Origin of the sequence: Archangium violaceum (assembly GCF_016859125.1) — a bacterium.
In the GTDB taxonomy this organism is placed as follows: Bacteria; Myxococcota; Myxococcia; order Myxococcales; family Myxococcaceae; genus Archangium; species Archangium violaceum_A.
Genome location: NZ_CP069338.1, coordinates 8,853,610 through 8,868,340, shown reverse-complemented (window position 1 = coordinate 8,868,340; position 14,731 = coordinate 8,853,610). Strand labels below are relative to the sequence as shown.

At 70.3% G+C, this 14,731-nt stretch carries 12 protein-coding genes; 6 read left to right on the top strand and 6 right to left on the bottom strand.

Going from position 1 to position 14,731, the window contains the following annotated elements; translation table 11 throughout:
- Positions 1–24: 24 nt before the first annotated feature.
- A complete protein-coding gene (locus tag JQX13_RS37780) occupies positions 25–987 on the top strand; it encodes an NAD-dependent epimerase/dehydratase family protein (RefSeq protein ID WP_203404271.1) in 963 nt (320 codons plus the stop codon).
- Positions 988–989: 2 nt separating this feature from the next.
- Positions 990–2,831: a lysophospholipid acyltransferase family protein gene (locus tag JQX13_RS37775; RefSeq protein ID WP_203404270.1), complete on the top strand. Its 1,842-nt coding sequence runs from the start codon at positions 990–992 to the stop codon at positions 2,829–2,831.
- 60 nt (positions 2,832–2,891) lie between these two features.
- On the opposite strand, the gene JQX13_RS37770 is transcribed toward JQX13_RS37775, so the two are convergent.
- On the bottom strand, positions 2,892–3,992 hold the full coding sequence (locus tag JQX13_RS37770) for a metal-dependent hydrolase (RefSeq protein WP_203404269.1): 1,101 nt from the start codon (positions 3,990–3,992) through the stop codon (positions 2,892–2,894).
- Positions 3,993–4,256: 264 nt separating this feature from the next.
- Here JQX13_RS37770 and JQX13_RS37765 point away from each other — a divergent pair, with 264 nt between their 5' ends.
- Positions 4,257–4,952, top strand: coding sequence for a hypothetical protein (locus JQX13_RS37765; protein WP_203404268.1), 696 nt, complete (start codon positions 4,257–4,259; stop codon positions 4,950–4,952).
- A 16-nt stretch (positions 4,953–4,968) separates the two neighbouring features.
- Here JQX13_RS37765 and JQX13_RS37760 read toward each other — a convergent pair whose 3' ends face one another.
- From JQX13_RS37760 to JQX13_RS55665, 3 genes are all read right to left on the bottom strand, one after another.
- On the bottom strand, positions 4,969–5,484 hold the full coding sequence (locus JQX13_RS37760) for a hypothetical protein (RefSeq protein ID WP_203404267.1): 516 nt from the start codon (positions 5,482–5,484) through the stop codon (positions 4,969–4,971).
- Between the two features lie 20 nt (positions 5,485–5,504).
- The gene (locus JQX13_RS37755) at positions 5,505–6,383 is read right to left on the bottom strand and encodes a GGDEF domain-containing protein (RefSeq protein WP_203404266.1); all 879 of its coding nucleotides are present in this window, start codon (positions 6,381–6,383) and stop codon (positions 5,505–5,507) included.
- Positions 6,384–6,535: 152 nt separating this feature from the next.
- The gene (locus JQX13_RS55665) at positions 6,536–8,917 is read right to left on the bottom strand and encodes a carboxypeptidase-like regulatory domain-containing protein (RefSeq protein WP_203404265.1); all 2,382 of its coding nucleotides are present in this window, start codon (positions 8,915–8,917) and stop codon (positions 6,536–6,538) included.
- A gap of 199 nt (positions 8,918–9,116) precedes the next feature.
- Between JQX13_RS55665 and JQX13_RS37745 the strand changes: the two genes are divergently transcribed.
- Positions 9,117–9,413 (top strand): DUF721 domain-containing protein, encoded by a 297-nt coding sequence (locus JQX13_RS37745; protein ID WP_203404264.1) that lies wholly within the window; start codon positions 9,117–9,119, stop codon positions 9,411–9,413.
- Positions 9,413–10,927, top strand: coding sequence for a CAP domain-containing protein (locus tag JQX13_RS37740; protein ID WP_203404263.1), 1,515 nt, complete (start codon positions 9,413–9,415; stop codon positions 10,925–10,927). The genes JQX13_RS37745 and JQX13_RS37740 overlap by 1 nt, the downstream gene beginning before the upstream one ends.
- Before the next feature lie 58 nt (positions 10,928–10,985).
- On the opposite strand, the gene JQX13_RS37735 is transcribed toward JQX13_RS37740, so the two are convergent.
- On the bottom strand, positions 10,986–11,219 hold the full coding sequence (locus tag JQX13_RS37735; RefSeq protein WP_203412396.1) for a hypothetical protein: 234 nt from the start codon (positions 11,217–11,219) through the stop codon (positions 10,986–10,988).
- A gap of 399 nt (positions 11,220–11,618) precedes the next feature.
- On the opposite strand from JQX13_RS37735, the gene JQX13_RS37730 reads away from it, so the two are divergent.
- Positions 11,619–13,769, top strand: coding sequence for a transglycosylase SLT domain-containing protein (locus tag JQX13_RS37730; protein ID WP_203404262.1), 2,151 nt, complete (start codon positions 11,619–11,621; stop codon positions 13,767–13,769).
- Between the two features lie 10 nt (positions 13,770–13,779).
- Here the strand turns inward: JQX13_RS37730 and JQX13_RS37725 are convergent, their stop codons facing one another.
- Positions 13,780–14,703: a pseudouridine-5'-phosphate glycosidase gene (locus JQX13_RS37725; RefSeq protein WP_203404261.1), complete on the bottom strand. Its 924-nt coding sequence runs from the start codon at positions 14,701–14,703 to the stop codon at positions 13,780–13,782.
- Between the last annotated feature and the right edge of the window lie 28 nt (positions 14,704–14,731).

Here is a 14,731-nt window from a genome sequence, read left to right as displayed (position 1 = left end):
CTGAGCTATCACGCCCAGCTCCGTATGGAAGCAACTCAGGCGAGCAAGGGGGGACTTCGCGTCGCGGTGACGGGCGCCGCCGGTGACCTGGGCGGGCTGCTGCTGCCACTGTTGGAGCGAGACCCCGACGTGGAGAGCATCCTGGTCCTCGACGTGGCCAAGCCGGCCGGGGACAAGGTGGACTTCCATCGCGTGGACCTCACGCGGCACGACGCGGAGAGCGAGCTGTCCGACGCGCTCGCCGAGCTGCCCGTGGACGTCTTCTACCACCTGGCCTTCCTCTATGGGCCGGTGCGCGATGGCTCGCTGGCGCACGAGCTCGAGGTCATCGGCACCATGAACGTGCTGAGCGCGGTGGGACGCGCCCGGGTGCCGCGGCTGATCGTCCCCTCGCTGACGGCGCTCTACGGGGCGCGTGGCCAGAACCCGGCCCTGCTGGGCGAGGACACGCCGCTCATGGGCTGCCCCGGCAGCCGCTTCGTCACCGACAAGGTCGAGGTGGAGAAGCAGGTGCGCACCTTCCGCGATCGCCACCCGGAGACGCGCGTCATCGTCCTGCGCTTCGCGCCGCTGTTCGGCCCGCGCATGAACAACCCGGCCACCCGGATGGTGGCGCACAAGGTGGTGCCCACGCTGCTGGGGTTCGATCCGCTCTGGCAGGCCCTCCATGAGGAGGACGCCGCCCGGGCGCTCTACCAGTCCTTGAGCGCCAACGCGGAAGGCGAGTTCAACATCGTCGGCCGCGGAGTGCTGCCACTGTCCGGCCTCATCCGGCAGGCGGGCGGCCAACCGCTTCCCCTGCCTGGACCGATCTACCGTGCGGCCTTGAGGACGATGTCCACGTTGGGGGGACCGGGATTCCCCACCGCCCTGCTCGACTACATGCATTACGGATGGGTCGCCAACGGCGAGCGAGCGGAAGAGGAGCTCGGCTTCATCCCCATGTTCCACGCCCGGGATGCCGTGGCGGCGATGCGGAGGAGTTGATCATGGCCAAGGGAGTGCTCGGGAACGATCCGTTCCAGCGGGGCGCCGCACAGCGTCCCTCGGAGTCCAAGGCGGCCAGCACGGTGACCGCCGCCCCGGAGCAGAAGAAGGCCACCGCGGCGCCACCGCCCGCGAAGAAGGCCGCCCCGGCCAGGGCCGCGAAGAAGGCGCCCGCTCAGAAGCCGGTGCAGTCCAAGCCCGCCCCCAACAAGCCCGCCGCCAGGAGCGCCGCGCCGAAGCCGGTGGAGTCCAGGCCCGCCTCCAAGCCGGCGGCGGGCACACGTGGCAAGAAGGCCGAGTCCGCCAAGGGGAAGACTCCCTCGCTCGAGGCCACGTCGCGCCGATCCGAGGTGATCGCCCCCTCCGAGGCGGCCAGCGCCACCAGCGCCGGGAGAACATCTCCCATCGAGGCCAGGGAGACTCCGCCCCAGCCGGAGACCCGTCTGCCGCCCGAAGTGGCCACCGTCGCCGGGACCGCTTCTGGCGCTCCTGTCGCGCCGCCGCCCTCGCCTGCCTCGACGCCGGCCGGAGCGGAGGTGCGAGCCATCTCCGAGGAGCCGGCGAAGCCGCGAGAGCCCGCCGACGCCAGGCCGTCCGCCGCCAAGCCGTCCGCCGCCGAGGAAGCGGAGGTGGATCTGCTGGAGCGGGCGGCGGAGGCGCTCTCCGCCGCGGAGGCCCTGCGGGAGTTGGAGCGGACCATTGGAGAGCCGCTGCCCACCGGGCCGGTCTCCATGCCCGGGTTCGAGGACGCGGCGGCGACGCCGGTGGCCGGAACGGTGGTCGTCGAGGTGATCGACACCAGTCACGACGAGTACGCCCCGGGCAGCGAGGCCGAGGCCGTGGAGGAGGCACGCATCGAGGTGGAGGTGGAAGCCGCCCTGGCGCCCGTGCCGCCCGCCGCGAGCACCACCACCCGGGACATCTTCTTCACCTCCGACTCCCCGGGAGCGGAATCCCCGCGGCTCGGAGCGCGGCTGTCGGGATTGATGTCGCTGGCGAAGGAGGTCGCCTTCCATGCGCTGGCGAGCGAGCGGCTCGGCAAGACGCTGGGCTCGGCGCAGGGGGTTCTGAGCGCGGCGCTGGCGGGGATTGGCGTGGGAGGCGGCACGGCCATCGACGAGTACGGCAAGGACGCGGAGCTCGGCGGCGTGCTGCACCCGGTGCTGGACTTCCTCTACGAGCGCTACTGGCGGGTGTCGGTCCAGGGGGCGAGCCACGTGCCGGGAGGGCCGGTGCTGCTGGTGGCCAACCACTCGGGGGCGCTGCCCTTCGACGGGCCCATGTTGCAACAGGCGCTCTCGCGCGAGCGGCCGGACCTGCAGGAGGCGCGTTGGCTGGCGGAGGACCAGGTCTTCTACGCGCCGATGCTGGGCACGTTGATGAACCGGCTGGGCGCGGTGCGGGCCTGCCCGGAGAACGCGCTGCGGCTGCTGGACGAATTGCGCCCGGTCATCGTCTTCCCCGAGGGAATCCAGGGCCTGGGCAAGCCCTTCGCGCAGCGCTACCAGCTCAAGCGCTTCGGCCGGGGCGGCTTCGTGAAGCTGGCCCTGCGCACGGGCGCGCCCATCGTCCCGGTGGCCATCGTGGGAGCCGAGGAGACGGCACCGCTATTCGGGAAGATTCCGGCCCGCTTCCTGGGGATTCCCTACCTGCCGGTGACGCCGCCGCCGCTGCCGGCGAGGTGGACCATCCGCTTCGGCGAGCCCATCGGCATGGGCGAGCTGCCGCCGGAGGCCGCCGAGGACATGTCCCAGGTGCAGCGGCTCACCGAGCGCACCCGCGAGTCCATCCAGGGCATGCTCCAGGCCCTGCTCAAGGAGCGCCGCTCCGTCTTCGCGGGGTGAAACCCCAGGCCCACCGGAGTCGGAGCAGATGCCGGCCGTGAGGCCGACACTCCCCCGAATTCAGCGAGGGCGAAGCTGACGGTCCAACTCCACGACCGCCGTGCCGATACCATTGCGCGTCCGGGAGTACCTGACGTCCTGGAGGATGACGCGGTAGCCATCCCCCTGTTCCTCCACCCGATAGGTGGGGAAACGCAGCCAGTTCACGAATCCTTTCACCTCAGGTGCCTCCAGCGCGGCCTCCACGATGGGACCGGGCTCCTCACGCGGAAGGCTCGGGTGGCTGATGCGGAAACGCCCTGAATCTCCCGTCAGCCAGTCCACCTCCACGAACTCGTAACGGCTGGGGACCAGCGCGATGACGTCTCGTTTGAACGGATTGGCGGGGAGTGGACCCGCCATGATGCGCTCCGGCTCCGTTCCCCTCTGGCGTAGCCACTCCGTCACCTGCCGCTCGGCGAGCCGCGAGCCGGCGAACATGGCCACCAGATAGAGGAACAGCGCGATACCGCAGACCGTGGCCACGCGCTCGACGGGCAGGGAGCGGATACCCCGAACGCGCAGGAACACGACGGCGGCGATTCCCACCAGCCAGAGCAGCTTCACGGGGAGCGGCGCCAGCTCCGTGGAGACAATGAGACCCGTGGTCGCCACACCGAGGAGCAACCAGCCGCCGATGCTCCAGCGCGCCCGGGCGTCCGCCATGACGACGGCGGCCCCCGCGAGCAGCCACATCCACGGATCGATGATGAAGATCGCGTCACCGTAGAACCACCGCCCATCGAAGGGCATCAGCACTCGCACGCCGTAGGTGTTCATCCAGTCCAACAGCGGGTGGCTGAGCACGGACAAGTAGGAGAGCGCCAGCAGCGGCCAGAACCGCGCCGGCTCCTTCTCTGGGTGTCGCCGCCGTCGCAGGTACCTGTCCCCGAGCATCACCGCGCCCGCGAGCAGCCACGGCAGCACGACCACGGCGATGACACCGTGAGTCAGTCCCCTTCGCAGCAGGAGCGAGGTGTCGCTGCCCGCGAGCATCGTGAGGCCGTCGATGTCTGGCAGGTTGGCGCCCACGACGAGCGTCACGGTGGCCAGCGGTGTCTTCCGCTTGAGGCCGGCCTCCGCCATCCAGGCCCCTACCAGCGAGTGGGCGAGATTATCCATGACCCGGCGCTCCTTTTACGACAGCTCGTCGTACCACACCCGGCCAACCGCCCCTTTCAGCGAGCTGCGTTCGTGCTCCTGGCTCCGGGAGTAACGGACCGCGAAACGGTTCACGGGCACCAGAGGCCGGTTCACGGCTCCGGCGGAGCGTCTCACGGATCGGCGACGGCATACGGCGGGATGTTCCGTACTTGCTCCCATGATGGCGTCACGGCCAGCTGACCACCGGGGCGCATGTCACCGCTGTCCGACCAAGGAGAAACGATGATTCGATCGCTGCTTTTGTCCAAGGTGGTAGCCCCTGTCGTGGCTGCCATTGTCAGCCTCATGTCCGTTCCGGCGCTCGCGGGTGTCGTGTGGTTCGACACCACGGGTGGACAGCGCTACGACTCGGGATTCCCGATCTGGAATCGCACTGACGTTGGATGGGCCCACGTCAACCGGGGAGCAGAAACCCTATGCGGCCAGCACGGCTTCGCGACGGGCATCTACACGGGTGCCCAGAGCGGCGACTTGATGGGTATCCATTGCTTGACGGAAGACGTGGTTGACTGGTTCGACGTTCCCGGATCTGCGGTGCGGGAACTGCTCATGTGGGAGGATGGTAGGAACCTCGAGCAGCAGAAGCCCTTCCGTGCGGGTGCAGCCGCGCATGACCTGTGCACCCATCGCGGCTACGGGACGGGTTTCTTCACCGGCCACCAGGACACCTTGAATGATCTCATCGGCCTGAACTGCATCCCGAACGAGCGCGTCCATCACATTCAAGTTCTGTCCTATGACCCGCGCTTCCCGGATCTCGCCAAGAGACTGAACCCAGGATTCGCGCCCTGGTTCACCATGCGCTCCGCCGCAGTCCAGGTGTGCCAGTACTTCGGCTATGAAACCGGTGTGCTGTCCTCCTTCTACCAAAACGGCACCCCCACCACCGTCAATCTCGACATGGCTTGTTTTTCTTGAGCAGGAGCAAGACATCTCAAGATAGGCCTTGAGAGCGGGTGCCCATTCTCGTTTCGATGAGCCAGAGGCCGAACACGAAGAACGGCGCGTGCTCGGGCACGCGCTCGTCACTGGCGTCCCGGAACTCCAGCGCCCGCCCCAGGTCACCCAGCAGATGGTGCTCGTTCAGGTGTCCCGACCATTGAGCCCGGAGGCCTGGAGCCTCGGACTCCGTGTATCCGCAGAGCGCATGCGGCTGATTCCGCACCGCGCCCAGCGAGGCCAGGCAGCTCCGCATCCGCTCCAGGTCGTCCCACAGCGGCGCGTTCGGTCCCGTCCACTCCGGCCGGCTCGCATCGCGCAGTCCCAGCCGCTCGCGTTCGCTCTCGGGAAGCCCTTCTCCGAACAGGGAGGGCCATACCGTCGCGTCCGTCGCCAGCGGCTTCCTCGCGTCTTCCCGGAGCAGGTAGAGGCCTCGCCGCGACGCGTCCCACTGGCTCCCCACGTCGAGCCACAGCTCCCGCGCATCGAAGCCCAGGAGCCACTCCCGCACGGGGCGACCCCCCTGCGGGCTCACGCGCACACGCGGTTTCGGCCCGCCGCCTTCGCCTCGTACAGCTTCCCGTCCGCCGCTCGCTTCAGGTCCGCCGAGTCCCGGTGGTCCGCCGCCAGGACCGCCACCCCCAGCGAGATCGACACCGGGATGACGTTCTTGTCGAACTCGAAGTGCTGCGTCTCCACCAGCTTCCTCACCTTGTCCGAGAGCTTCACCGCCCCCGCCAGGTCGATCTCCGGCAGCAGCATCCCGAACTCCTCCCCGCCATACCTCGCGAACACGTCCTCCCGCCGGATCTTCGTGCGCAGCGTCGACGCCAGCTGCTTCAGCACGTAGTCCCCCGCCAGGTGCCCGTATCGATCGTTCACCAGCTTGAAGTGGTCCACGTCGAACATCACCAGCGCCAGGCTCCGCTCGTATCTCCTCGAGCGCGAGACCTCCCGCTCCAGCGCCTCCTCGAAGTAGCGCCGGTTGTAGATCTGCGTCAGCCCGTCCATCGTCGTCAGCCGGTAGATCTCATCGTGGTACGCCGCCTCGATGTTCCCTCCCGCGATGAACTTGAAGATCGTCCGCCCGATCTTCACCAGATCTCCGTTGCGCAGCTCCTTCTCGCCCTGCACCGGCTCGTCGTTCACGAACGTCCCGTTCGTGGACTCCAGATCCTTGATGAACACCCCACGACGCGTGTTCGTGATGCACGCGTGGTTGCGGCTGATGGACTCCTGGTCCACCTGGATCTCCGCCTTCGAGGAGCGTCCGATCAGGATCTCCTCCTTGGACAGATCGTGCTTCCTGCCCAGATCCAGGCCGTAGATGACCACCAGGGCCGCGTCTTGATTGACCGGCCGCTCGGAGATCTTCGAGATGACCGTGACGACCGTCTCGTTCTGCGCCATACCGGATAGGACGGTACCACCCGGAAAACGTCCGTAGCCAGCCGTTGCACATTCGTTGCTGTACGGCTGTGTGCGCCCGAGTCTCCTGCGTCACCACGGGCCCTCCCAAAATTCTCAAGGGATGAGCGGGCAGGGGCGCGGGCGCTTCCTTCTCAAGGGGCGATCGCACACGTGCCGCTCACAGGTGGGACCCGAGGCTGGCCCGCCGGCTCCAATGACGACCACGCCACCGTCAGCACCCCCAGGTGCTCCAGGTCCACTCCGTCCGCCTCCACCAGCCCCCGCAGATCCAACTCCTCTCCCTCCGGCGTCCCCGTCCTGCGCAGCACCAGTGCCTGCATTCCGAACGGCGAGCGGGAGCCCGTGAGATCGCCCAGGTACGTCCGATCCTCGAAGGCGTCCGTCGGCGCCTCGACGGAAGCGGGTGGCAGGGGCAGCCGCAGGCCCTTCGCGGCCCTCTCCACGTCCATCAGCACCACCCAGCGGTGCTTCGCCCGGTTCGTGAACACCGCTCGCAGCACCGTCGTCGTGGGCAGCGACGGCGAGGCCGGTGGCGACACGAGGCGGAGCTGCCGGCCCTCGAGCCCGTCCGCCGGCTCCTGCGCGTAGTTGTAGCGGAAGCCCTCGGGCACGGGCAGGAAGGGCCCCTTCACGACGAGCGGTGTGCCTCCCTTCGGATCGAAGGGCAGCGCCTCCAGGGTGCGGTGGATGAGCACGCTCGAGGCCGAGCCCGCCGTCGTGCCGTTCGCGGAGGACGAGGCCGTGACCATCAGCTCGTACGGGCTGCCCTCGAGTCCGTGGTGCGCGGGCGCCATCCGCACGAGCACCAGTCCCGGCCCCGGCAGGCCCGCCTGCTGGTCCGTGTTCGGATCCGCCGGGGTCGTGTTCACCGCCATGCCCATCCCCAGGGGCACCACGCCGCGCCCCGGCACCCGCGCCACGCCCAGCACCGCCACGTTATCCATCCACGTCCCCAGGTAACACGGCAGCGTCGGCACCCGGACGGCGAACGGGAAGGCCAGCCCCATGCTCTGGTCCGCGGCGAAGTCGTGGTCCACTTCCTCGAAGTGCGACTGATCGCTGAAGTCCGGCGCGCCCGTGTCCACCCCCGGAGTCGCCTTCAACCCGAAACCCACGTCCCGCACCACCGAGGAGCTGAAGGTGCGCATCATCGGAATCGTCTGCGCCAGCAACTGCCCCACGTCCATCGTCTCGCCCGACAGCAGGGGCAGGGACTTGAGCGGGATGTCCCCGCCCAGCGCCCACGCCGTCCGCGTGCCGCACGCGCCCAGGGCCATCGCCTCCTCGGGGTTCTCCACCCCCGCGAGCGCCTCGTCGCACACTCCCGCCAACCCCCGCGCCGACCCGTCCGTCACGCTCAGCGTGGTGCCCGGGAGCACCACGTACGCCCCCGCTGGCACCGTCGCCTCGCGCGTCTGCCCTCCCAGGGTCGTGTAGCTCACCCGGCGCGCCGGACCCGTCAGCCGCGACGCCGACAGGTCCGTCACCCCATCCGGTGATGACAGCCCCGCCAGCCCCGCGTGCATGTCCAGGCTCTTCGACAGGTTCCGGAAGGTGCCCTTGTAGCCCCCGTACCGGTCCGCGGGGTTGCGCCGCAACGGCAGTGCCAGATCCCTCGGGCCCCCGGGCCCCTCGTGCGCCACCGTGAGGTAGTCGAAGTCCGAGTGGAATACCGAGACGCTCCCCGCCCCCGTCGGCGCCGCCAGGGTCGCCACCCCACTCGCGTCCGTCCTGACCGAGGCCGACACCGCCCCCCGCGCGTCCGCCGCCACCACCACCGCGCCCGGAAGGGGGCGGCCCGTCTGCTCGTCCGTCACCACCGCGCGCAACGTCCCCGGAGTCACCGCCCCCAGCACGCGCACCCGCGCCGAGCACGTGGCCCCGCCCACCCGCGCCCGTACCGACTCCCGCGCCTCCTCCGTCGCCGCCGACAGCTCGAAGGAAGACGACGCGCCCACCCCGCCCCCCTGGACGCTCTCGTCCAACGCCATCCAGGTGACACCCGAGGGCACCACCACCGCCCGGCCCCCCGCGTCCACCGCCAGCACCGAGAAACGCGCCGACGTCCCCTGGCGCCCCACCACGTAGTCCGGCACCACCTGGCACGCCTTCACCGCGCTCGCCTCCGGTGCCCGCTCACACCGGCCGTTGCGGCACACCCGCCCCGACCCCTCGCACTCCGCGTCCGCCGAGCACAGGGCCTCCACGCACCGGTTGTCGTCACACCGGCAGCCCAGCGGATTGGTGTCGCACTGGGATATCCGGTACTCGCCCCGCCTCGCCGCCATGCAGTCCTCCTGCGTCCGGCAGGCGGGCATGCAACGCGACATCACGGTGTCGCAGAAGAACAGCCCGAACGCAGGGCAGTCCTGGTCCACCTGGCACGCGCCCCCGTTGGGTGTGTCCGGCGACTCCCCGGGGGGAGCCAACTCATTGCTCGGGGAACAGGCACACCACAGGCTCGTGCACGACACCAGGACGGCGCATAGCACCAGACGAAGGGGGGGATTCATCGGCGGCTCCAGTCAGGGGGGAGGGAAACGATTCCCCTCGGACCTTGTCAAGCAGGGCTCGGCGACACCGCCTAGCCAGCGCCATGCCAGGGCCTGATTCCGTGAGGTTGCACGTCCGTGGCCCCTTCCACCCATGACAACCCCGCCCTGCACTCCCCGTTTGGCATTCCCCCCGCTCCGGTCGATGATGAGCCCTCGCATGGCCCGGCGCGACCCGAAGACCCTCGACCAACTCCTCCCCAACGTCCTGGCCCGACTGGCCGAACAGTCCGGGAAGGGCCGCCCCCTCGTCCCGGTTTGGAACGCCACGGTGGGGCCCCATATCTCCAAACACACCCGGCCCCACTCCCTCGAAGGAGGCACCCTGGTGGTCAACGTGGTCAGCGCCGAGTGGGCCCTCACCCTGTCCCGGCAGGAGGGCTCCCTGCGCGAGCAGCTCAACAGCCGTCTGGGGCCGGGTGCCGTGTCCGCGCTCGTCTTCCGGCTGGAGGAGTGATGCTCGTCCTCGCCCTCGGCGCCCTCCTGGCAGCCACCCCGCTCACCTCCGCCTCCATGGAGCAGCAGGCCTCGCGCTACGTCCTCCAGGAGTTCGAGCGCGTGGGCCGGCGCGCCCCCCAGGCAGACCCCGCCCTCACCCAGGCCGCTCGCAGGCTCGCCCGCGAGGCGCTCGACGACAGCCCCTCCGGCGCCGTGGAGCTGCTCGCCCTCACCGAGGCCGTCAGCGACTCGGGTGGCTCCGATCCGAGCCCCCGCTCCTACGTCATCCGCGCCTGGGAGCGCGAGCACGCCGTGGACACACTGCTCGCCCGGAAGGATCTCAACCAGGAGCCCGCCAGCCACATGGGCCTGGGTGTGGCGGTGAAGGGAGAGCGCGCCACGCTCGTGCTGCTGCTCACCGAGCGCAAGGCCACCCTCGAGCGCTTCCCCCGCGCCTTCGACAAGCCCGGCATCGGCCAGAGCCTGTGCGGCCGGCTCGAGTCCCCGCTGCGCGGGACCGAGGTCTACGTCACCCGGCCCGATGGGCGCGTGGAGCATCCCCCGCTCACGCGCGAGTCGGGCCCCTCCTTCTGCTCCCGGCTCCTCTTCCCCACCGAGGGCCGCTACACCGTGGAGCTCATCGGCCGCGGCGAGCGGGGGCCCGAGGTGGCCGCGCTCTTCCTCGTGGATGTGGGGAGTACGAAGCAGCGCGGCGAGCGCGAGCGTCTGGTCGAGCCCACCACCGTGGAGGACGCCCGCGTGGCGGTGTTGGAGCGCATCAACGCCCTGCGCCGCGCCCATGACCTGAAGCCCCTGGCGCTCGACGACACCCTCAACGGCGTGGCCCAGGCCTACAGCGATCGCATGGCGAAGGAGGGCTTCTTCGCCCACGTGGCTCCGGATGGCTCGGACCTGCGGGGCCGCCTGGCCTCCGCTGGCTCCCGCTACCGCATCGCCGGGGAGAACCTCGGCCTGGCCTCCGGGCCGCTCGCCGCCCACTTCGGCATCGAGCTCAGCCCCGGCCACCGCGGCAACCTGCTCGGCACCCAGTTCACCCATGCCGGCATCGGGGTGACCTTCCAGAAGGTGGACGGGCGCGACCAGGCCATCGTCACCGAGGTCTTCTCCGCCAACGGAGGCTCCCCCGAGAGCGCCGCCCCGGTGGATCCCCTCGAGGAGGCCTATCGGGCCCTCGCCACGCACCGCGCCTCGCGCGGCCTGCCCCCGCTGGAGCGCAACCCCGTGCTGGAGCGGATCGCCCGCGACCATGCCCGGCGCGCGTTGGAGCAGGACCAGCCCCGCGTGCAGCTGCCCGGCTCCAAGGTGCACGAGCGCGTCTTCGAGGCCCTGGACACGGCCAGGAGCGCGTCGGTGGATTTCTATGTGGCGGAGAGTCCTTCCCTGCTCCCGGACTCGAAGAACCTCGGGGAGCGCAAGAACACCCTGGTGGGCGTGGGCGCCGTCCGCGGGGACTCGCGCACCTACGGGAAGGGTCAGTACTGGATGGTCGTCATCTACGCCGCCACGCGTTGAGCGTGGCTCCCGGCCCGGCACGCCGGGAGCCGCCTCTCGCGCATGAACGGCAGCCGCCTCAGATGGCGCGGCGCTGCGTGGCGTACGCCTCGATGCCCATCTGTGGCGGAGCCACTTGCTGGTTCATCTGGCACTTCACGCAGGTGAAGGACTGCCAACCGCGACGCACAGCCTCGTCAAGACAGTTGTCGTAGTAGCTGCAGTTGAGATTGCGATGCGTCTCGACACCGGCCCGCTTGGGCCCGGCCTCGGGGTTGATGGTCTGCGGCAGATCAGTCGGACACGGCTTCAGCATGGAACGGAGCCCTCCCAGTAGAGCTGTTTCCCCCCCGAACTCATGGGGCCACCATTGGCCCGGAACGCCTTGTCACCTCATCGGTGACCTTTCAGGTCATGCTCCTGAAATGGCGGCACAACCTAAAAAGCGCTCCCTTATGACGCAACGGGCCAGGACCACTTACGCCAAGTAACGCTCATTTCACGAATGCCAGCGGCGAATGGACTGACAACTGCTGGACACCCGGGTCCCTGCCGTTGCGGGGGCCGATCTAGGGCTTGTCGGCCCGGCTGTCAAACCGCACCCTGGACAGGTTGGGTACGACCTGGTGGGTGTAGTGGGTGGGAATGTGTAGGCCGGGTCCCCTGTTTTTCAGCCCTTCGCTGCGCGAGGAAAGCGCAAAAGGAGATGCACATGCGGCGGTGGACCGGGACCGGTTTGCTCACGGTGGTGTTGGGCGCGGGAGGGGCGTGGGCGCAGTCACCGGAGACGCTGGAGGCGGTACGCCTACACCGCGCCGAGGCCCGGGCCCTGGCTCGCAAGGACCTCGAGGCCTGTACGGCCAGCAAGTGCGCCGATGCCGGCCGCATCGCCCTGCTCACGGGAACCCTCGCGCTGGCGGAGGGAGATGTGGCAGAGGCTCGCACCCTGCTCACGGGCGCGCGCGTGTCCGCGCCGCTCCAGCCCTACCTCGCCTACTACCAGGGGCAGGCGCACTTCTATTCGGGTGACGCGGCGGCCGCGGCGGAGGCCTTCGGACAGGCGGTGGAGAAGGGCCCGCCCGCGCTGGTGACGCGTGCGCGGGCCCGGCTGGGCGAGGCGCTGCTGGCCGCGGGCAAGGCGAAGGAGGCCGCCCCGGCGCTGGAGAAGGCCGCGAAGGAGGAGCCCTCGGCGGAGCTGCTCTACCAGCGGGCCCAGGCCCGGAAGGCGGCGGGCAACGCCACCGGCGCGCGGGAGGATTTGAAGACGGTGGCGCTGCGCTACCCCGCGCACCCGTACGCGGACGAGGCGCTGGCGGCGCTCGAGGCGACGAAGCCGCCCCTGCGGCTGACGCTGGCCGAGCACCTGCAACGGGCACGTGGGCTGCTCGACGCGGGCGCGCCCAAGCGCGTGCTGGAGGAGTTGGAGAAGGCCGAGGCGCGGAAGCTGGCGCGCACGAAGCAGGACAAGGCGCAGGTGGCGCTGGTGCGCGCGCAGGCGCTGTACGTCACCGGGAAGAAGGAAGAGGCGGAGCAGGCGCTGGCCGTGGCGCGCCAGGGGCCTCCCGCGGTGGCCGCCGAGGCCGCCTACGTCACCGCGCGCCGCGCGCTCAAGGCCGATGACAACGCGAAGGCCCGCGAGCTGATGGCGGCCTTGGAGAAGTCCTACCCCAAGGAGAGCGTGGCCGACGAGGCGGGCTTCTACGTGGGTTGGTTGGACCTGCAGGGCGGGCGCTTCGAGGACGCGGTGAAGTCCTTCAAGGCCTTCGACCAGCGGCACGCGCGCTCGCGGCGTCGCGACGAGGCCATGTGGTACCGCGCGCTGGCGCACCTCCGGCTGGAGCAGTACGGCGCGGCGCGCGAGGTGCTCGACACGCTGACGAGCACATTTCCGCGCAGCAGCCTGGTGCCCCAGGCTCGCTACTGGTCGGCCCGGAGCCACGAGCTGGAGGGCGCCAAGGTGGACGTCACCGGTCCCGGCTACGCGGCCGTCATCACCACCGCGCCCAATTCCTACTACGCGCTGCTCGCCAGCGAGCGGTTGCGCGAGCTGGGCAAGGAGCCGCCCGCGGCCTTCCCCGAGTCGCCCAAGCAGCTGGAGACGGGCGAGGTGCCGCCGGAGCTGAAGCTGGCGGTGGCGCTCACCGAGGCGGGGCTGTTCAGCGACGCGGCCGAGGAGGTGCGGTCGCGCACGGCACGCATCCGCAACCAGGAGCAGGCGCTCACCTTCGCGCATGCGCTGCTGCGGCTGGGTGAGTACGGACACGCGCACGCGGTGGCCGCGCGGCACCTGTGGGGCCGGGCCTTCGGAGCGCGAGTGCCCGAGGCGCTCGCCGCCTTCTACCCGCGCGCCTTCGCCAGCGCGGTGGAGAGCGAGGCCTCGCGCTACAAGGTGAGCCCGTTCTTCGTGTGGGCCATCATGCGCCGCGAGAGCGCCTTCCGCCCCGAGGTAGCCAGCGCCGCCGACGCGCGCGGGCTGATGCAGGTGATTCCGCCCACGGCGCGCGCCATCGCGAAGAAGCTCGCGGAGCCGGAGCCGGCGCCCGCGGAGCTCTTCTCGCCCTCGCTGAGCATCCGGTACGGGGCCTGGTACCTGTCGCAGTTGATGAAGCGCTTCTCGCACCCGGCGCTCGCGGCGGCGGCCTACAACGCGGGGCCGGACGCGGCGGTGAAGTGGGTGCGGCAGAAGGGCTCGCTGCCCCTGGATCTCTTCGTCGAGGAGATTCCGTTCCGCGAGACGCGCGGCTACGTGAAGCAGGTGCTGGCGGACCTGTACCTGTACCAGTCCTTCTACGGGAAGGACGCCACGCCGCAGCGGCTGTCGCTGACGGTGCCCAAGCCCGCCGTCGAGGGCGTGAGCTTCTGACCCGGACCGCTCAGGACTTGATGGAGCCCTGGGCGGCGTAGGCCACGGCGAGCTGACCCGCGAAGCGGGCGTTGTTCGCGAGCAGCGCGAGGTTGGCGCGCAATGTCTTTCCGCTGGTGCGCCGGGCCATCTCCGAGAGCAGGAAGGGCGTCACCGCCTTGCCTCGGATGCCCTGCCGATCGGCCTCGGCCAGCGCCGAGGCGATGTGCAGCTCCACGTCCGAGCGGGGCAGCGACGTGTCCTCGGGCGGAGGCACCGTGAAGAGCAGACCGCCCTGCCCCAGCGTCTCGAAGCGCGCCCGGGTGACGCGCGCCGCCTCGGCCGCGTCCTCCACCCGGTGCTCCAGCGCCAGCCCGGACGAGCGGCTGTAGAAGGACGGCAGCTCATCCGTCCCCACGCCGATGACGGGCACCGCGGCGCTCTCCAGCGCCTCCATCGTCTTGGGAAGATCCAACACGGACTTGGCCCCGGCGCACACCACGGCCACGGGGAAGCGGGCCAGCGCCCAGATGTCCTGGGAGATGTCGAGGTGCTCGGCGACGCCCCGGTGGACACCGCCGATGCCGCCCGTGGCGAAGACGCGGATGCCCGCCACCGCGGCCAGTTCGCAGGTGGCGCTCACGGTGGTGCCTCCGGTGGCGCCCCGGGCGACGGCCACGGCCAGATCCCTCGAGGCCAGCTTCAGCAGGCGCTCACGGCCCTCGGCGAGCCGGCGCATCTGCGGCTCCTCCAGGCCGATGCACACCTGTCCGTCCACCACGGCGATGGGGGCAGGCACGGCACCCGCCCGGCGCACGGCCTCCTCGCAGGCGCGCGCCGCCCCGAGGTTGTCCGGGTACGGCAGCCCCTGCGCCACCACGCTCGTCTCCAGTGCCACCAGCGGCACGCCCTGCTCCTTCGCGCGCCGGACCTCTTCGGAGTAACGCAAGTCCATGGCCGGCATATACGCCATGGGCCCGAGG